Below are 17,448 nucleotides of genomic sequence, written 5' to 3'. Positions count from 1 at the left end.
GCTAGGAGATATCATGGACAACCGTTTTACTTACTATGAGAGCCCGTTGGGCACGGTGACTTTACAGGCGAACGATGAAGGGTTGCTAGGTCTTTGGTTTGAAATATACACCACCAAGCCTGAAGAATTAGGTGTTCGAGATGATGGCTTTCCGATCTTTGAATTGGTTGCCGAGCAGCTCAATCGCTATTTTTCTGGTGAGGTTATCCAATTTTCTGTGCCGATCGCCGCAAAGGGCACGCCATTTCAGCAATCGGTTTGGCAAGCGCTCATGGCTATTCCTTATGGAGAAACATGGAGCTATGCACAACTGGCTGATGCGATTGGTAACCCAAAGGCCGTTCGAGCCGTGGGTTTAGCGAATGGTAAAAATCCAGTGTCAGTGATTGTGCCGTGCCATCGAGTTATTGGTAAAAATGGCAAGCTGACCGGGTATGCGGGTGGCGTAGAACGCAAACAACGCTTGTTAGTTATTGAGGGAAGAGAAGAAGATTAAAGAGTCTTTTTCGGAATGTTTGTTGAAAATTGCGTATCAATTATTGGTGAACGTTAAGGGTTCTTAAAGTGTGACTTTGCAATAAAACTGCCACTTGCTGGAAAATACTTGTTTGGTTGCATATCCTTTAACCATGTTCTCTAGGCAAGGATGCCCAAATGAATAGCCATCATTCACTTATACTCTGCTGCAGTAGCGCACTATTGCTGACCGGTTGTTTAACCGACACCAGTCGACCCTTCGAAGTACCACAACTTGTTCTGTTTAAGGGCATGTATGAGAACGCTGACAATGACAGTTATTTGCTTTTTGAATCTGGGCAAGTGACTTATCAAACAACGGATAAGTCTGTTACTCGAACTTATCGTGTTGAAGATGACTTAATCAATATTGAGTTGAATTCAGCGAACCGCCGATCTGACTCCGGGCTAGTGATGCGAATTCAACACGAGGGTGCAGTGTTAACCTGCAACCAGTGTCCAGCGATGCAGTTAAGTAACGTCTGGACACGCGTTGAGAAGCCTCTAGCTGATATGCATTAGAGCGTTTTACTAGAAAAGAGCACCATTAAGCCATAGGTGAGCGGCGATGCTGACGACATAACCAATCATGATCACTGGCATCCATTTTAAGTGTCCAAAGAAGGTGTATTTTCCATGCGCCGCACCCATTAAAGCCACGCCTGCTGCACTACCAATTGACAACAAGCTGCCCCCGACGCCCGCGGTTAAGGTGATCAGTAGCCAGTTGCCCATCGACATTTGGGGTTCCATGGATAACACGGCAAACATCACCGGAATGTTATCGACAATAGCCGATAAGATCCCCACCATGACGTTGGCCCAAATTGGATCCCATTGGCTATACATCACGCCCGAGGCTAATTCCAAGTATCCAAGTAAACTCAAGCCACCGACACACATTACGACGCCGTAGAAGAACAGCAACGTGTCCCATTCGGCATGCGACACTCTTCGAAATACATCGAATGGCACAACAGAACCGAGTCGTTTCAGGGCGCCTTCATCGTTATTGGCGATCGCCACCGCTTTTTTCTTCGCGAGTGAGTTGGGTAAAGTCTTACGTAAGTAATAACCAAAGAACTGAAGGTAGGCGAGCCCCATCATCATGCCCATCACAGGAGGGAAGTGGAGTACGGCGTGGAAAGCAACCGCGGTCGCTATTGTCATGATGAACAAGAAGACGATTCGTCTTGCTCCACGCTTTAATTCTATGTGCTGATGAACCGTGTCAGGTTGAGTCGTCGGAACAAAGTAAGACATGATCAGTGCTGGAACAAGGTAGTTCATCACTGAAGGAATAAATAGAGGAATGAACTCGGTAAAGCTGACATGGCCAGCCTGCCATACCATCAGCGTTGTGATATCTCCAAATGGACTAAATGCGCCGCCAGCATTGGCTGCTATGACAATGTTCACACACGCGAGATTGACAAATTTAGGGTTGGACCCTGCGACTTTAAGAACAACGGCACACATCAATAGAGCTGTCGTGAGGTTGTCGGCAATAGGGGAAATGAAGAAGGCCAGAATACCGGTTATCCAGAACAGAGAGCGGAAATTAAAGCCTTTGCCTACCATCCACGCTTGCAGCGCATCAAACAGTCTTCTCTCTTCCATGGCACTAATGTATGTCATGGCGACGAGTAGAAAGAGTAATAGCTCGGCGTATTCCAGAAGGTTGTGTTCGAGCGCTTGTTTGGCGACTTCAACAAGGTTGTGTTCTTGGTAGATAAAACCAATGATTATCCAGATCAGGCCCGCCGCAAGTAGAACGGGCTTGGATTTTCGGAGTTTTAGGTATTCTTCCATCATCACCACGATGTAGGCGACAACGAAAATGGTCAGCGATAAGTAGCCAGCAAATGAACTGGTTAGCTTGAGCGGCTCTCCCAACTGAGAAGTGGCAGCGCCTGCTACCGTAGAAAAAAATAATAAAGAGAGAACAGCAGAAAGCTGGATACCTAACATGGATTACGCTCCGAAGTTAATAAGTTATTAACACGGGTAAAAGCGTAGACCTAAATAACCATGTGCAGTGTGATAGATATCTTAATAATTCAATAGATTATATAGAAAACAGTAGATTGGGTGAAAACGTGAGGTCACAGTGAAAGCCGTCGATTATAGGAACCCATCGTTCATAGGAAAACGGTCGATCATCGGTAACTCGTCAATCATAGAGAAATAGAGAAATAGAGATTATAGAGAAAATAGAGGTTAGGGAAAAAGCCCTACCGGGTTTATTACCGATAGAGCTTATTCGCCATTGCCAATATTATGCAGCATTGAGATCAAACGTTAGTGTTTGTTCTGCGGCACATACTTCAACAGGCCAGCCGTAGGATTGATATTCCAGCGCAAGTTTGTCCGCTACTGCGCGAGATACTGTTGCAGTGATCCACATGCCTTTGCCCATTACTTGATATTTAAGCGTTCTCATTTCCATCATCATCACCACCGTTCTCCTTCGATATTGGCAGCGCGAAGTCTATAGCACCTCTAAGGGCTGAAATTTCGGATTAAGCTCAAATTCTTTATAAAATGGCTCACGGTTTAGCCATGGTTCAAAACTCAACCAATAATAGGTAAACGATTGCATTTTAGAAGCGTAACCACTATTAAAGCCGCTGTATTATAATCGAATTAAAATTGAACAGAAAAAGTATGTAAGAGATCACTCACATCATTATCAGAGATCAGACTAGGTAAAAACCTGTCATTTGAAACCTTATTTGTGTGGTGATTGTGTGCGTTTTTGGTTGCGCTGTTGAAGCGAATTTTGTTTAGTTTTGTATGTTAAATATTCTAATTATTTTAGCGTGTACCTCTGCTTTTAAATCTAAATAACAGTTTTATATGTTGCTGTGGTTCTTTTGTTCAAACCGATACGCTATTTGATTTTGGTCATTAACCTATTGTTCATTAGTTTGCACTATCTATACGTGTTCTGTTCCACATAAACGAGATGTATAGAGGTCCTTATGACTAATCCAACTAAAACCGATCGTAAAGTCACGATCGGCAGCTATATCGCACTCGCATTCGCGATTGTGTTCTTTTCAGGCTTAATGCAGTCCAATGAATGGTATGGAGTGCTCGATTTTACAACGCTCAACGGTTCATTCGGTAAGGTCGCTTACGATGTAAGTGAAACGGCCGATGGTATACAAGCGGCAACGACGTCATTGCGTGGCAAAGGCGGTAGTGGTGCTCGTGACGGTTTCATTTTTGCTTTGACACTTATTCCGACCGTGATGTTTGCACTGGGTATGATCAACGTACTTGAGCACTATGGTGCACTGGACGCGGCTCGTAAACTACTGACACCGCTGCTTCGCCCTCTAATGGGTATTCCGGGTAATTCAGGCTTGGCACTGATTGCTTCTTTGCAAAGTACCGATGCAGGTGCAGCGATGACCAGGCAACTGAAAGATGAAGGGCATCTGACTAAGCGTGAAACCGATGTCTTCACCATGTTCCAGTTTACGGCGGGCGCGGCGATCGTTAACTTTTTCTCTTCAGGTGCGGTTCTGTTCACTCTAACGGCGATGGATGGTTCTTTGGCGGTAACATCGTCAATTGGTTTGGCTGTGGCTGTGATGTTCATCTTCAAGTTTGTCGGTGCGAACCTGTTCCGTATTTACCTCAACATTACTGAAGGCAAAGAAGACAAACCAAAATCAGACAAAGAACAAAAACTGGAAGAGGAAGTAGCATAATGAGCGAAGTTAAAGCAAAGAAACCAATGGTTACTGATATTTTCGTTGAAGGTGCTAAGAAAGGCTGGGTTATTGCGACTACCTCTACGGTACCGAATGTTCTGATGGCGTTTGTGATCATCAAGGCATTGCAGATCACCGGTGCGCTGGATTTGATGGGCAGTGTATTTGCTCCAATCATGGCGGTATTTGGTTTACCTGGTGAAGCGGCAGCAGTATTGATTGGCGCTTGGATGTCGATGGGCGGTGCTGTGGGTGTGGTTATCACGCTGTTTGACCAAGGCATCCTGAACGGCAACCATATCGCTATCTTGGCGCCAGCTATCTACTTGATGGGCTCTCAGGTGCAATACATGGGGCGTATTATGGGACCAATTGGTACTGAAGGTCGCTACATCCCAGTGATGATCGCGATTTCGGTATTGAATGCGTTTGGTGCAATGTTTTTGATGAACATTATTTTGTAACGTGACTTTTAACGGTTAGCTACTATTAACGGTTAGCTGCTAACAGCTTTTAGACGTTACAAAAAAAGGAAACCCCGTTTGGCTTTCACCAAACGGGGTCTATTCTTTTCGTAGCCATCCTGCTACTGCGCGTTACTTATCTTTCAATAGATAACTGGTGCTCCCTGCATCATTCCTTGACGTGGCTAAATCCTTTAACCTATCCAATTCATCGCCTTCCTAGCGGTGTCCTTGCTAACTCATCATCCTGACAAGTGACTCTATCCTAGAGCAAAACTTCCTTGCTGATAACTCATCCTAAGTCATCAAATCTTCATCCTGAAGATACCTAATCCGTTAGGCTTTTTCCTGTTCCTGCCAACTCCCTGTCGACATGTGTATTAAACACTGCAGAGGCTTTACTCACAATCCACCTCAAGAAATAAATGTACTCACTAACCGAAATAAATATGCGTGGATTCATACAAAACAAGGGGTTGGGTTTGTATTTTAGGAATTTTCTGCGAAGCTTGATTGTGATCTCTTACGTTCGGTGTGAGAGATCTCTTACAAACTTTCGGGCTCGACTATCATTTTGCGTTGACCGCATCAATGAATTGATGGGTAATGGATGATGAATAAACACCAAGTAATAGGGAAATATAATGGTTACAGCACTTTACGCAGCCTTGCTTACGGTAGTAATGATCTGGTTAGCGATCGAAGTTATTAAGCAAAGACGAATCAATCTTGTTGCTCATGCCGATGGCGGTGTTGAGTCGTTACAGATAGCACGTTCGGCACAAAGTAACGCGATGGATTACATCCCAATCACGGTGATTTTGATGGGGTTGCTAGAGATGAATGGGGCTGGTGTGTGGCTTATTCATGTCATTGGTGTGGCGTTTATTCTGGGGCGAGTGATTCACGCTAAAGGGATCTTAGCGAAGAATTTCAAAGGCAGAAAAGTGGGTATGGTGTTAACGCTTATCTGCATGATCTCGTTGATTGTCCTAAACTTAGCTTACCTACCTTTTGATAAAATGTTCTAGGGAGCATTATGGCATTGCGCCTTCCTCCTGCTTGGGCGATTGTCCTTGCAGGGCTAATACTCAACATCATGGCGATTGTCATGTCGAGCTTGGTGTTGGACAAAATTGAAGCGGAGAAATCGGAATACAACGATCGTAAATACGGCAATGTGTATTCTATACAACTGTCCTGGAATACGATCGAAACCTTAGAGCGTAAGCGTGAAGCGATCCTGATTCACCTTGATAAGCTATCCCCAGAAATCGCTCAACCTGCCCCTGTTCTTGATGAAGCGCTTCGCGGACAACTTCGGAGTTGGGTGAGTGACGAGGTGCCGGCCATCTCGTTGGTTAACTTACCTAAGCTTATGATGCTGATAAACAGTGCCCAAGAATCGCAACGAACCCGAATTGATGACTACTATTTGGATAATCTGACCTTGGTTGAGTTAATCCAAAGGCTTGATGAGAAAATGGCTTTCTATAAGAACATCGCCCTGTTTCTTCAGGTGTTTGGTTTAGCGCTTATCTTAGCTCGCGACCTAGCAAGAAGACCTTAGATTATCTAGCACTGTCGCTGCCTGCCTCACTAAGCCTGTATAGTTAACGAGACTCACTTGGCAGGTTGGGGTGCTGCTGGCCTTGGTATTTTGGTAGCTGTTCTTTCAGCCCCTTAAACGTGCTCAGCGCACTGCCTATCGATAACTTATTCATCAACCAATTGGGCAAGATGCCACCTGCGTTCGCATATGCGGTGTAGGTGATGTAAGTATTGCCATTAGTGAGCGGTTGCAGCGTCCAACGTGCGTCCACATCGTAAATTCGAATATACCCCGACTCTTTCGCCAAATAGTTAGATGCATCTTTAATCGACAAGACAAACTGCCCATCCTCAATGCTGTATTTTGAGTAGGTCACCATATCGCGATCTCTAGCAGGCCAAGGCGCTTTGAATTGGGTATAGACGATGTTTTCTGCCTCAGATATCTGCATCAAGACACGGCTTTGCGACACACTGTCTATCCAGTTTGGCACGTTCTCGCTGTCTTCCAGCAACAGTAAAAAACCAGAATAAGTGGTGGGCGTTTGCATTTGTGCTCGTATCTCTACTAAGCCTTCACTGTGAGGTCTCTTATCAATGATGATGCCGTCTTCACTTTTGACGAACTGCCATGGAGATGCATAAGTCAGTGTTGATAAGGCGCAGAGCCCAAGTGCAAAAATCCTAGGTAATATCATTATTCTTCCATAAAAAGAAAAGCTTATCTTCTAGGAGTATAGAATAGAAATGGGTTTGATTCGTGCTAAAGGCTGGCGGTTTTTCCTGATTTGAGCAACGCATCGCCATTTATTGTGGTATACCAATAGCTGGAGGCTTATTAAGATTTGGAACGTCGAAATGAAAACGGAAGCGTTCGGTCGCTTCCGTTTTTATTAATGGGCAATGGATAAAGGTTAAAGTTACTAGGCTAAAACTTGTAGGTTAAAGCTTATAGACTAAAGCTTATAGGCTTCTACGGTTTTGATCGTCGTCCAGTTGCTGTTGGCGTCTTGGATGAACTCTTGCGTATCTTCCAACCATCGTTTTTGTACTGATTTGTCTAAGTTCAGATACAGCTTTCCATCTTCGACTTTCCATGCGTTAGGGTCGGTCTCAAATTTCTTACCCATAGCCACACCAAAGGCACAATAGCCACCGTATTGAGGCGCATAAGCTTCAGGGTTGGTGCGGAACTGATCTCGGTTGTCACTGTTTGCGAACTGATAAATAGCGTTCTTATAAGTAGCAGTGAATTCTGATGAACCTTGAACGGCACCAGCATCAGTAAAGTAAGCCACTGGGTCATAGCCTTTGATCGCGATGTCATTGCTATCAACGCTCATGTCGATGTCTGCTGCCATCAGTGAAAAGCTGGTTCCTAGTAACGCGGCCAATAGAGTGATTTTTTGACTGGTCGATTTCATGTGTGACATATCAAGTTCCTTGTCAGTGTTGGTTATCTTGTTTGAAATAATTTAGCCCACTCGTCCGGTCTATAGAGGGACAAAAGAACTTAAAAGTAAGCGAATCGTTCGGAGGATGCATGGATCTGCTTTCACAACTAATGGAACACTTCTCGATACGTACCGGTGTTTTCTATTCTGGCAATTTGTGCGGAGTGTCGTCATTTAAGCCGCAACAGGGTAAAGAAGGGCATCTTCATGTATTGAGCGCGGGTGAGTTGACCTTGTCTAGTGCGCACACGGAGTACAGGCAACTGGCACAGCCCTGCATTGTTTATCTGCCGAATAGCACTCCACATGTGATAGAAGGCGTGGGAGACGGTGCTGAGGTCGTGTGTGCGAATGTCGAATATCGTTCAGGGCAGATGAATCCTTTATTGTCTGCTCTGCCTGACGTGATAGTGATTCCGTTTGCGGATGCACCTAACTTAATGCCAGTGATAGAGGTGTTATTTCGAGAGTCGAGTCAAGATTCATCGGGGCAACAATATCTAATGGACAAGTTGAGTGACGCCTTGATGGCTTTGATTTTCCGCCATCTCATTGAACAACAGCAGATCGATCAAGGCGTATTTTCTGCACTTGCTCATCCGCGGCTTGCTCCGGTCGTTACTGCGATTCACCTAATGCCAGCTCGCCACTTTTCGATAGAGCAAATGGCTTCATTGGCAGCGATGTCTCGAACTCAGTTTATAGAAGCGTTCAAGCGTGAAGTGGGTGAAACGCCTGGAGATTATGTGCAAAAGTGGCGAGTCTCAGTGGCTCAATCCCTCTTATTGCAAAATAAGCCCATCAACTGGGTTGCTGATGAAGTGGGTTACAGCAGCTATTCGGGGTTTTCACGCGCTTTTCAGCATGTTGCTGGGGTGTCACCGCGTTTGTGGCTAAAGCAAAATGTGTCGTGAATCGCTGGGCAACCCTAACTGAAATGTGGCTATTAGCATGAGGCTAGTCTATGTTTTAGCGGAAATTGAGCGTAGTTTGTTCAATTCTCAACTGACGGTGTAAAAAGGTGGACTTTATAAGCTCGTTGTAACATTCTGCCCGTCCTATTTTATCAGACATCAATGAGACGAAGTGCCTGCTGAACATTATTCAGCCTCCCGTATCTCATTAAAGCACTAAGGAGTTCAACTTGAACCTATTTGTAAGAGACCTTACCGTTATCGATTCTTCATACATCTGTGAACATAGAGGGGTCGTAGGAGATAGTTGGATTTTAGATGTCACCATGTCTGGTGAACTTAATGAAATGAGCATGGTGCTGGATTTTAGCAAGGTCAAAAAGCAGATCAAACACCTCGTTGATGAGCACGTTGATCACCGTTTGCTACTGCCGATGCAAAGCGCTGCAGTTGTTCTTCAAGCGAGCAAAGCGGGCTACTCTCAGGTTGATGTGTTGCGTGGTGACAAGAGCCTCCACCTACATTGCCCTGACGAAGCGTACTGTCTTATTGATGCAGAGGCGATCACCATCGAGAGCGTGACCGCACACGTTTATCATATTCTTCGCGATAACCTACCAAGTAACGTCACTGGGTTAGAGATCACCCTTCGTCATGAGAACATTAATGGCGCGTTTTACCACTATACCCATGGTTTGAAAAAGCATGATGGCAACTGCCAACGCATCGCCCATGGTCACCGTTCTCCGGTAGAAATCGTAGTTGATGGTCAGCGTGACGAGCAACGCGAACGAGCATTTGCTCAGCGTTGGGAAGACATTTATTTAGGCTCTAAAGAAGACCAAGTTTCAGTTTCATCGCTTAACCTGAGTGAACACGCGAAAAGTGTTAATGATGAAAGTCACTATGGCTTCCGCTACACTGCGCCACAAGGCGAATTTGAGCTAGCGATTGCTAAGAGTGAGACGGAAATTTTGCCGACGGATACCACGGTGGAATTACTTGCGGGCTATATTGCGGATCAAGTTGAGCCTAGCCTAGCGGAAAGCCAATCACTACAAATCGTTGCTTATGAAGGTGTTGGCAAGGGCGCAATGGCGTTCCGATAACACTTCAATGAGAGATACAGTCTCGTTACTGACATGATGAAATAAAGGCAAGATAATCCGTTATCTTGCCTTTATTTTTTGTTGCTCTTTAAAACTGATTTAGCGGATAGTTTTAGCTAGCGAAGTAGCACGCGTCGCAGTGGCGTTTTCTCGATTCCAACAACCAACCCGAAGCTCAACAATACGGTGCCAAAAAATACCGTAACGTCTTTTGCCAATTCCGTAATGCCTAAGACTCCACAGACATTGAACAACACAATAATGATCAGTAAATGGCTTACGTAGATACCCAGCATGCGATTTGAAATGGCACAAACCCAAGCGTAGTTACCCATGTTTGGATTAGCCAAAAGCCACATAAACACGCCCATCCCCCATAGCGCCGTGCCAAACAAGAAATCATTCATGTTGAATCCGACGTCGAACGTGGTGAGCCATGCCGCCTCAGCAAAGTGAATCAACATGCCTAACGCTAATAACCCCAACGCTTTAGTTGATGACACCTTCCATTGATTCTGACGAATAAGGAAACCTAAGGTCACCATTAACGTGCCAAAGAACGGGCCATTACGCGTGAAGAAGGGTGCTTCTAATCCGGTCAGCGTTGCGTAGCTTCCTGCCAAAACACCATAGCCATAGAGCGCTATGGCTATCGGTAATAGAAGTTTGTTGAGCTTCAACTCAACCAATAAAGCGATGCTCAACACTGCGCAAACAAGGGCTGGAATGAACCACAAATGCACCAGACCGCCCTCTAAGAATGAGTTAAGAGGAGTGCTCATTAAGAAACCCCAATAGCCTTCACGTTCACCTAGATAGCCAAACTCTTCTACCTTTGCGAGATTGAATGGCATCACTAAGCAAATGATGCTCCATGCAAACCAAACCTTAAGCAGTGGTTTAGAGTAGTTCAGGACGGTTTCCCATGGCGATGCAGCCAACTTAGGCTGAATAAGGTAACCAGAAATCAGGAAGAACAGAGGTACCGCAAAACGAGCGGTTTGGTTGAGCACATAACCGATCCAAGGCACTTCATCTATTTGCCAATAAGTGAGTGCCATTTGGCCGTGTAAACCAATGATCGCCAAGATAGCAATCACTCGGCCTAACTCTATACTGGCGATGTGTTGTGAAGGCGTATGTTGAACGGAAGACATATTAGATCTCTTAGTGAAATTTTTACGAAATCTAGCAGCCTTTATGCCCAACCAGTTAGTCCTAAATCAAGGCTTATGACCTTTATTTCAGGGCTTGTGTCGGTTTTTTGAAGCCTGTCGCAGCTATATTAAACCCATTGCGGTGAGTGCAAAAATACCTAGTGTACAAGTGATAAGAGAAACAACGGTCGTGAGCGCGATGATGTTAGCCGCCAGGGTTGAATTCCCTCCCATTGCACGCGCCATAACATAGCTCGCTGCTGCCGTTGGTGCAGCGCTCATCAAGAAGATAAGCCCGAGATCGAGCCCTTCAAACCCTAAGTACCCAGCAGCCAATGTAATCAGTAACGGTGAGGCAATTAACTTGTAGCTAGAGGCGAACCACGTCGACAACTTTTCTTGTTTGAGCGAGCTAATATCCAGCGACCCGCCAGTACAGAGCAGGGCCAAAGGTAATGTCATATTGGCAAAGTATTGCCCAGCGTCAGCCACCATTTTTGGAATAGGAATTGAAAGCGCATAGAAGACGACCGCTAAGAAAATAGCAATAATTAACGGGTTTTTGGTGATGGACTTGACGATCACTTTAATGGCTTTAGCGCCGGTGTCTTTGCCTTTGGGTGTCAGTGCAATCACGGCTTGAATGTTATACAGCACGGTTAGGGATGCGACATAGATAGCCGCCAATGCCACGCCTTGGTTGCCATAGATATTAGCCACATAGGCGAGGCCAATGATCGCGGTATTAGCGCGGAACCCACCCTGGACAATCACACCTTGATCTTTCGAATCTTTGAATACCAACTTTGTTGAGAAAATCGTGAACAAGAAAAAGATAAAATTTGCGATGACGCCAAAGGCAACTAACGCGCTACTGGCTGAAAAATTATGATTTGATTGAACAATACTAAGAAATAGCATCGCGGGTAGGGTGACTTGAAATACGACCTTAGATGCGACATCAATGAAATTATCATTGATCAAGCCGATTCGCTTGAGCATCACACCAAGAAACAGCATTAAACAGATAGGGCCTGTTACTGACGCCGAAAACGCAAACTGTTCCCAAAGTGTGTTCATTCTTTTTCCTTTGTTAGTCGATTTCAATTTCCTTTGAATACTGTCGCATTTTTCCACAATTCTTTGATAATACAAAATGAATACCAAGGGTTAAGTAAAAAACTTGAAAAAAAGTACGAACGTGCTAAAAATAAAGCATCAGATTTATTATTGGTGAATAATGAGCAAAGGAAAGATAACCAAAGAGTATATTTTGAGCCATGCATTTTCACTTGCGAGTGAGAATGGTCTTGAGAGTTTGACGATTGGCGAATTAGCCAAGCAGTGTGGTATGTCTAAGAGTGGATTGTTTGCGCACTTCAACTCTAAAGAGAACCTGCAACTCTCTGTACTCGAATATTCCAATGCCATATTCACTGAAAGAGTCATCATTCCGGCGAGAGAGTTGGGCGACGGTGATATTGAAGCCAAGCTTAAACAATTGCTCGATAACTGGCTTGGCTGGAACCACTCATTCCAAGGCAGCTGCATGTTTATTGATGCTTGGAAAGATGCAGGCAGCGAAACCTCTGTGATTCAGAAGGCACTGCAGAAAACCATTTCAGTGTGGATTGATTACTTGACGATTCAAGTAGCAAAAGCGGTTGAGAGCAAACAATTCAGAGCCGATTTAGAGCCTAAGCAGGCAACCTTCGAGTTGTACGGTCTCTATTTAAGTGCGAACTTGTTCTACTCATTACGAGGCCAACAAGCGAGCCACACTCATTTTTGGAGTGGTGTCGAGCGCTTGGTAGCCAGTTGGAAAGCGGTTTAACTCGCCAAGCTACTTAGCTCGCAAACTATTGAGTTCGCAAATCATGTTAGTCTTGCTGAAGTAAGGTTTACAACAAAATTTTAGAGAAGTGGTGGTAAGCGATAATAAATCGCAGTAGCGCCATTTTTTATATCAACAAATAGCACGGTCGTTCGATTTTTAGGGCCGAGCTCGATCCGCCAACTAAGATGGCGATACAAGGAACGGTCATGAGTGACAAAATCTATTTCAATACATCGAACAAATTTAGCTTCAAGCGCAGCTTAATTGGCGCAACAACTAATTTGCACTACATTTTAGCGCCAAGTCATGCAAAGAAAACGGCACGTAAACTGCTGCTCACTCCAATGCGTACCGAGCAAAAAAATGCAGATCCGCAAGGGCTTATCAAGAGTGAAATCGAAGGTCGTGATGGCGTTATAAAAACGTATTCTCTGGGTACTGGTCCAGTTTGGGTGCTGACCCATGGTTGGTCTGGCACCGCGAGTCAGTTCTTTCCTTTAATGGAACACATCGCTGCTAAAGGCTTTACTGCAATGGCTTACGACCACCCTGCTCATGGTGGCAGTGATGGCGTACATGGTCATATCCCAGCGTTTGTGAATGGTTTAGAAGCTGTTCTAGATTCGGTGGGTGAAGTGGCAGGGTTGGTCGGTCACAGTATGGGTACCGCTTCTGCGTTGGAATGTAAGCATGTTAAATTGGAAAACAAGCCGTTATTGCTCATTGCACCTGTGTTGGATTATCTAGAAAACCTATTTGGCAGCGTTGCGCGTTCTGGTTACTCAATGAAGCTGTTTGAGGCGGTAGTAGGTGAAGTGGAAGAGCAGTTTAATTACCCAATTCAGTCTGTCGATCCTTATGGAAAGCTGGCGCTTCGTGAGTCTCAGACGATCATTGTTCATGATGAGCAAGACAAGTTTACTAAGTTTGATGTGTCTCAGCGTGCAGCTAATGAAATGGGTCGAGTTACCTTGATTGCGACTCAAGGCCAAGGTCACGGGCGAGTGATGAAGTGCCCACAAGTATTCGAGAGCTTTGATAACTTAATTGGCTAAGTCCAACGATCGCAAGTCAGTAGGACGCCAATAAAAAGATCGTAAGCCCAAAGCTCAGAAAACATAAATAAAAAGGCCAACCAGACATTATCTGGTTGGCCTTGCTTTTAGGTGTTTAGTCGACGCTTAGTTAGCGTTTAGCTAAACCCTATTTTTAGCTTGCACAGTTTGCAGGGCCGATCTCTTTCCACACGCCCCATTGGCCTGTCGTTGTTGGATCTTCACCTGTTGTCCACCACTTCGCTTCCCAAACCTTACCGCCTTGAGTCACTTGGTCGCCGCCAGTGTAGACCGCACTTGAATCCCAAGCGTTAGTACACGTACCGCCGCCTGTGGTTTTCTTAAGAACGTTCACTGAAGTAGCCGCTACCGATGTATCAGTGCCATCGCTGACCGTTACAGAGAAGTTCAGCGTCGTATCTTGCGTGTATTCCGCCGCGACAAAGCTCACTGAAGAACCTTGAACCGTAGCATCAATACCAGCAGGCACATCCCACGTGAAGGTCAATGTACCTTGGTCAGCATCGCTCGAAGCCGAAGCATCAACCACGACTACATCACCCGCATTAACTTCAGACGGAGCCGTAACCACAGCAACTGGTGCTGTATTGACTGGGCCTGTGTCTTTAGGAGTTACCGTTACAACAACGGTGTCAGTTGCAGTAGCACCTTCGTTGTCAGTTACCGTTAGGCTGAACGTGAGTACTTCTTGTTGAGCGACTTCAACCACATCGAAGCTTGCAACTGCAGCATTGGCGTTGGCCAGAGTTACGGCTGTTCCGCTTACTTGTGACCAAGCGTAGCTTGCAATCGTGCCGTCGCTGTCTTTTGAAGCGCTACCGTCTAGAGAAACAGAAGCTGGGCCTTCAACCGATTGGTCTGCGCCCGCTGCTGCGGTTGGTTTACGGTTGACAGGATCTGTTGTTCCGCCCGTTAGGCCTTCATGCATTGCGTTAAGGATGTCGCCGTTATCTGCATCAATTTCCCAAGAGAATAGACCCGCAAGGCCAAGGCTACGAACGTACGCGCCTTTTGCTTTTACTGAGCGGTCATCATCAAATGTGATCAGCTTGCCCGAAGTACGGTTCCAAACGTAAGGCGCTTCTGCCATTTCGTCGTAACCATATTCAAAGCCGTTGATGCCTTGGTTGTTTGCACCAAGCATGTTCGCTTTAATGCCTTTGTAGTCAATAACGCCACCTTCCCATACGCCTTGCGCAGAGCTGCCGGTTAGTTTGCCATTACCCACGCCTGTCATTGGATCGCTTGGATCTGAAAGTGATGATGGTAATACGCCTTCCCAACCACGACCGTACATCGCTGTACCAACCACAAGTTTGTTGGCTGGAACACCTTGTTCAAGCAGCAATTGGATGCCGTTGTCTGTGGTGTAAGCAGGGCCAGTGTATTGTTCGCCATTTTCATCAAGGCCTGTGCCATCACATTGACCAGGGCGCATGAAGTTACCGCAGTTGAGTGCTGTTTGGTGACCTAAGACGTTGTTCCAACCGCCGTAGAAGTCGTAAGTCATTGCGAAGATGTAATCCATGTATTGGATAGCATCGCCGTAGTTCACGTCTTCAATCTTATCGTGACCAACACCGATCGCTGATGTTAGCTCGTAAGTACGGCCGTTCTCAGCTTCTAGCTCATCCAACATAACGCGCAGCTCTGCCATCAATGCAATGTAAGCAGGGCCGTCATTTACAGGATCACCAAGATCGGGAGCAGCACCGCCTCCACCAGGGAATTCCCAATCGATATCGACACCATCGTAGAATTTCCATGTGTTGAGGAATTTCTTAACCGATGCAACGAACGTGTCGCGGTTGGCTTTAGTCGTGAAATCGAAGAACGGGTCAGACAGTGTCCAACCACCAATTGATGGGATGATTTTCAAGTCTGGATTGCGCTGTTTTAGCGCCATCATCATTGCGTAGTTACCCTTGATAGGTGAGCTGTATTCGTGACCAGCTTGCGGGAAACTCTTTTGGAAAGCGGCCCAAGGGTCATGAATCACCACTTCGTAATCGTTTACACCCTGACAGGCTGTCATGAGTGCGTTGTAGCTGTTGCCGCCTACCGATTTTACTGATTCATTAGGACCACAAATTGGGATGAAGCCATAAAGGATATGGGTCAAGTTGTCAGCGGGTAGGTTATCAACGGTGTAATCACGACCATAAATACCCCACTCAACAAAGTAAGTACCTACTACCGTGCTTGGGTCTGTATTGTATGACTTGTTGTTCGGATCAACATTCATTGCAAGTGGCGCTAAGTGTGAACCATCGGTATCTGCAATCGTGATCTGAGCAGGAGCACTTTTGGCGCAGCCTGTTTCGTCACACGCTTCGATTTCCATCTGAAATAAGCCGCCTTGGCCGTATTCGAATGAAGCTGTAGTTTGGCTGCCAGTAATAGGGCCAGTGGCCACTTTAACGCCATCGAAGTAGATGTTGTACGTGTTTCCTGACGTTCCGCTCCATTGGTTGAACTTGACGTCGACCTTTGCTTTGTCGTGATATTTAACCATCTGGTTGTAGCCTGATGTGGTTTCCATCGCGAGTTCAATTTTGGAAAACTGCAGGTTGTTGGAACCGTACATGTCGATGCTAGGTGCTGTTGGAGCAGCTAATGCTGTACCAGATAGCGCTAGAGCAATGCTCGCAGCACAGGTATTTATACGAATCATACTTTTTCTCTCATTCCTTGAAGGTTACGAGAACCAAATGGCCCCATAAACGGCTCCAGTCAGTTTTGAAGGAGCTTCCCAGTCAGTATTCGAGAGAGTTTTAATTTTATAACTGAAAATAAATCCGTTTTCGATGGACAACTAAAAAATAGTATCTCGTTACAATTCTGTTGCTTAATGAGTGAGAGGCTGAGTCCATGTTTTATAAAATAAAACGCCCTTCAGAAGTAAAATCTCATAAGTGAAAATCCACGACATGAAGTTATGAAAAGATGCGACAAATGATAAGAAAATATCGCAAGTTGAAGCAGTATCACAAAGCTAAGTGTGTTGGGTGAGCGGCGCAGATCGGTAGGTAAATATGAAAGTAGTGATGCGGAGAATACTTTTTACGGAGAAGACTATTATTTAGACGACTGAAGAAGACTGAGAAGGGGATTATCTTTTGAATTGCTCTGCTAAAGAAGCCCGTCTTTGTTGCATCACACTGTGGGTATCACCAGCTGCAGTATCCTCGTAGCCTTCTTTAATAAATTGCTGAGATGGTACGCTTGGCTCTAGTCGCTTCAAGCGAGGAGAATCGTAAGTGCCACTGATGGTGTAAACGGTGGTTCCAGAGCCTGTGCTAATCGTGACAATCTTGCCATCAAAATCAAACGAGGTAGCAATGAGGCGATGATTCATCATCACACCATTATCTGAAAGTGTCAGGGTATCAGTATTGTAAGGTGGTGCTGCAATCTCTATCCATGTGCCATAGACATTGCTTGGGCTGACAGATTGTTGGTGGGCTTGGTAAGCAAAATAGCCCGCGGTGAGGGCAATCATAAAACCAGCTAATAGGAAGCTGTAGAGTAACGAGTTGGCAAATAAATCTCTGCTTTTGACCGACTTTTTTGCCATTATCTCTTCATTTTCCCACTGATATTATTTTAGATTCTATTAACTAAAATCTTAGTTTGCAAAAATTG

The 17,448-nt window shown here is 45.3% G+C and carries 18 protein-coding genes; 10 read left to right on the top strand and 8 right to left on the bottom strand.

Annotation, left to right across the window (positions count from 1 at the left end; translation table 11 throughout):
* Positions 1 to 13: 13 nt before the first annotated feature.
* Together DUN60_RS16290 and DUN60_RS16285 are read left to right on the top strand one after the other, a co-directional pair.
* The gene (locus tag DUN60_RS16290) at positions 14 to 496 is read left to right on the top strand and encodes a methylated-DNA--[protein]-cysteine S-methyltransferase (protein ID WP_114634367.1); all 483 of its coding nucleotides are present in this window, start codon (positions 14 to 16) and stop codon (positions 494 to 496) included.
* Positions 497 to 654: 158 nt separating this feature from the next.
* The gene (locus tag DUN60_RS16285; RefSeq protein ID WP_065206460.1) at positions 655 to 1,038 is read left to right on the top strand and encodes a hypothetical protein; all 384 of its coding nucleotides are present in this window, start codon (positions 655 to 657) and stop codon (positions 1,036 to 1,038) included.
* A gap of 9 nt (positions 1,039 to 1,047) precedes the next feature.
* On the opposite strand, the gene nhaD is transcribed toward DUN60_RS16285, so the two are convergent.
* Together nhaD and DUN60_RS24575 are read right to left on the bottom strand one after the other, a co-directional pair.
* Positions 1,048 to 2,487, bottom strand: a complete 1,440-nt coding sequence (gene nhaD, locus DUN60_RS16280; RefSeq protein ID WP_114634366.1) for a sodium:proton antiporter NhaD — start codon at positions 2,485 to 2,487, stop codon at positions 1,048 to 1,050.
* Positions 2,488 to 2,794: 307 nt separating this feature from the next.
* Entirely contained in the window at positions 2,795 to 2,971 is a 177-nt protein-coding gene (locus DUN60_RS24575) for a hypothetical protein (protein ID WP_004732739.1), read from the bottom strand.
* 529 nt (positions 2,972 to 3,500) lie between these two features.
* Here DUN60_RS24575 and DUN60_RS16275 point away from each other — a divergent pair.
* The 4 genes from DUN60_RS16275 to DUN60_RS16260 all read left to right on the top strand — a co-directional run bounded on the left by DUN60_RS16275 (position 3,501) and on the right by DUN60_RS16260 (position 6,275).
* Positions 3,501 to 4,238, top strand: coding sequence for a nucleoside recognition domain-containing protein (locus DUN60_RS16275; protein ID WP_017082976.1), 738 nt, complete (start codon positions 3,501 to 3,503; stop codon positions 4,236 to 4,238).
* Positions 4,238 to 4,705: a YjiG family protein gene (locus tag DUN60_RS16270; protein WP_004737023.1), complete on the top strand. Its 468-nt coding sequence runs from the start codon at positions 4,238 to 4,240 to the stop codon at positions 4,703 to 4,705. Before DUN60_RS16275 ends, DUN60_RS16270 begins: the two co-directional genes overlap by 1 nt.
* Positions 4,706 to 5,349: 644 nt before the next feature.
* Positions 5,350 to 5,736 (top strand): MAPEG family protein, encoded by a 387-nt coding sequence (locus DUN60_RS16265; protein ID WP_004732742.1) that lies wholly within the window; start codon positions 5,350 to 5,352, stop codon positions 5,734 to 5,736.
* An 8-nt stretch (positions 5,737 to 5,744) separates the two neighbouring features.
* Entirely contained in the window at positions 5,745 to 6,275 is a 531-nt protein-coding gene (locus DUN60_RS16260; protein WP_114634365.1) for a DNA mismatch repair protein, read from the top strand.
* Positions 6,276 to 6,318: 43 nt separating this feature from the next.
* Here the strand turns inward: DUN60_RS16260 and DUN60_RS16255 are convergent, their stop codons facing one another.
* Both DUN60_RS16255 and DUN60_RS16250 read right to left on the bottom strand, forming a co-directional pair.
* Positions 6,319 to 6,954 (bottom strand): START domain-containing protein, encoded by a 636-nt coding sequence (locus DUN60_RS16255; protein ID WP_114634364.1) that lies wholly within the window; start codon positions 6,952 to 6,954, stop codon positions 6,319 to 6,321.
* Between the two features lie 258 nt (positions 6,955 to 7,212).
* The gene (locus tag DUN60_RS16250) at positions 7,213 to 7,689 is read right to left on the bottom strand and encodes a YHS domain-containing (seleno)protein (RefSeq protein ID WP_017077045.1); all 477 of its coding nucleotides are present in this window, start codon (positions 7,687 to 7,689) and stop codon (positions 7,213 to 7,215) included.
* A 110-nt stretch (positions 7,690 to 7,799) separates the two neighbouring features.
* On the opposite strand from DUN60_RS16250, the gene DUN60_RS16245 reads away from it, so the two are divergent.
* Together DUN60_RS16245 and DUN60_RS16240 are read left to right on the top strand one after the other, a co-directional pair.
* Positions 7,800 to 8,624 carry an AraC family transcriptional regulator gene (locus DUN60_RS16245; RefSeq protein ID WP_114634363.1) on the top strand — a complete coding sequence of 275 codons (825 nt, stop codon included), beginning with the start codon at positions 7,800 to 7,802 and terminating at the stop codon, positions 8,622 to 8,624.
* A gap of 230 nt (positions 8,625 to 8,854) precedes the next feature.
* Entirely contained in the window at positions 8,855 to 9,733 is an 879-nt protein-coding gene (locus DUN60_RS16240) for a 6-pyruvoyl trahydropterin synthase family protein (RefSeq protein WP_114634362.1), read from the top strand.
* A 116-nt stretch (positions 9,734 to 9,849) separates the two neighbouring features.
* On the opposite strand, the gene DUN60_RS16235 is transcribed toward DUN60_RS16240, so the two are convergent.
* Both DUN60_RS16235 and DUN60_RS16230 read right to left on the bottom strand, forming a co-directional pair.
* Positions 9,850 to 10,890, bottom strand: a complete 1,041-nt coding sequence (locus DUN60_RS16235) for an acyltransferase (RefSeq protein ID WP_114634361.1) — start codon at positions 10,888 to 10,890, stop codon at positions 9,850 to 9,852.
* A gap of 123 nt (positions 10,891 to 11,013) precedes the next feature.
* Positions 11,014 to 11,970 carry an AEC family transporter gene (locus DUN60_RS16230; protein ID WP_102457843.1) on the bottom strand — a complete coding sequence of 319 codons (957 nt, stop codon included), beginning with the start codon at positions 11,968 to 11,970 and terminating at the stop codon, positions 11,014 to 11,016.
* Between the two features lie 160 nt (positions 11,971 to 12,130).
* Here DUN60_RS16230 and DUN60_RS16225 point away from each other — a divergent pair, with 160 nt between their 5' ends.
* Complete coding sequence (locus tag DUN60_RS16225) at positions 12,131 to 12,724, top strand: TetR/AcrR family transcriptional regulator (protein WP_114634360.1); 594 nt, start codon at positions 12,131 to 12,133, stop codon at positions 12,722 to 12,724.
* 209 nt (positions 12,725 to 12,933) lie between these two features.
* Positions 12,934 to 13,782, top strand: a complete 849-nt coding sequence (locus DUN60_RS16220; protein WP_029221922.1) for an alpha/beta hydrolase — start codon at positions 12,934 to 12,936, stop codon at positions 13,780 to 13,782.
* Positions 13,783 to 13,936: 154 nt separating this feature from the next.
* On the opposite strand, the gene DUN60_RS16215 is transcribed toward DUN60_RS16220, so the two are convergent.
* Positions 13,937 to 16,477: a glycosyl hydrolase family 18 protein gene (locus DUN60_RS16215; RefSeq protein WP_114634359.1), complete on the bottom strand. Its 2,541-nt coding sequence runs from the start codon at positions 16,475 to 16,477 to the stop codon at positions 13,937 to 13,939.
* A gap of 438 nt (positions 16,478 to 16,915) precedes the next feature.
* The gene (locus DUN60_RS16210) at positions 16,916 to 17,380 is read right to left on the bottom strand and encodes a DUF2850 domain-containing protein (protein ID WP_017092427.1); all 465 of its coding nucleotides are present in this window, start codon (positions 17,378 to 17,380) and stop codon (positions 16,916 to 16,918) included.
* Between the last annotated feature and the right edge of the window lie 68 nt (positions 17,381 to 17,448).

The organism is Vibrio splendidus (assembly GCF_003345295.1).
Lineage (GTDB): Bacteria > Pseudomonadota > Gammaproteobacteria > Enterobacterales > Vibrionaceae > Vibrio > Vibrio splendidus_K.
This window is presented reverse-complemented; position numbering and strand designations above follow the sequence as displayed.

Bases quoted from the DNA above. Each gene is read 5' to 3' on its own strand.
- DUN60_RS16225 (WP_114634360.1), top strand. From the start codon at position 12,131: ATGAGCAAAGGAAAGATAACCAAAGAGTATATTTTGAGCCATGCATTT.
- DUN60_RS16245 (WP_114634363.1), top strand. From the start codon at position 7,800: ATGGATCTGCTTTCACAACTAATGGAACACTTCTCGATACGTACCGGT.
- DUN60_RS16270 (WP_004737023.1), top strand. From the start codon at position 4,238: ATGAGCGAAGTTAAAGCAAAGAAACCAATGGTTACTGATATTTTCGTT.
- DUN60_RS16235 (WP_114634361.1), bottom strand. From the start codon at position 10,890: ATGTCTTCCGTTCAACATACGCCTTCACAACACATCGCCAGTATAGAG.
- DUN60_RS16275 (WP_017082976.1), top strand. From the start codon at position 3,501: ATGACTAATCCAACTAAAACCGATCGTAAAGTCACGATCGGCAGCTAT.
- DUN60_RS16220 (WP_029221922.1), top strand. From the start codon at position 12,934: ATGAGTGACAAAATCTATTTCAATACATCGAACAAATTTAGCTTCAAG.
- DUN60_RS16290 (WP_114634367.1), top strand. From the start codon at position 14: ATGGACAACCGTTTTACTTACTATGAGAGCCCGTTGGGCACGGTGACT.
- DUN60_RS24575 (WP_004732739.1), bottom strand. From the start codon at position 2,971: ATGATGATGGAAATGAGAACGCTTAAATATCAAGTAATGGGCAAAGGC.
- DUN60_RS16265 (WP_004732742.1), top strand. From the start codon at position 5,350: ATGGTTACAGCACTTTACGCAGCCTTGCTTACGGTAGTAATGATCTGG.
- DUN60_RS16260 (WP_114634365.1), top strand. From the start codon at position 5,745: ATGGCATTGCGCCTTCCTCCTGCTTGGGCGATTGTCCTTGCAGGGCTA.
- DUN60_RS16285 (WP_065206460.1), top strand. From the start codon at position 655: ATGAATAGCCATCATTCACTTATACTCTGCTGCAGTAGCGCACTATTG.
- nhaD (WP_114634366.1), bottom strand. From the start codon at position 2,487: ATGTTAGGTATCCAGCTTTCTGCTGTTCTCTCTTTATTATTTTTTTCT.
- DUN60_RS16250 (WP_017077045.1), bottom strand. From the start codon at position 7,689: ATGTCACACATGAAATCGACCAGTCAAAAAATCACTCTATTGGCCGCG.
- DUN60_RS16210 (WP_017092427.1), bottom strand. From the start codon at position 17,380: ATGGCAAAAAAGTCGGTCAAAAGCAGAGATTTATTTGCCAACTCGTTA.
- DUN60_RS16255 (WP_114634364.1), bottom strand. From the start codon at position 6,954: ATGATATTACCTAGGATTTTTGCACTTGGGCTCTGCGCCTTATCAACA.
- DUN60_RS16215 (WP_114634359.1), bottom strand. From the start codon at position 16,477: ATGATTCGTATAAATACCTGTGCTGCGAGCATTGCTCTAGCGCTATCT.
- DUN60_RS16230 (WP_102457843.1), bottom strand. From the start codon at position 11,970: ATGAACACACTTTGGGAACAGTTTGCGTTTTCGGCGTCAGTAACAGGC.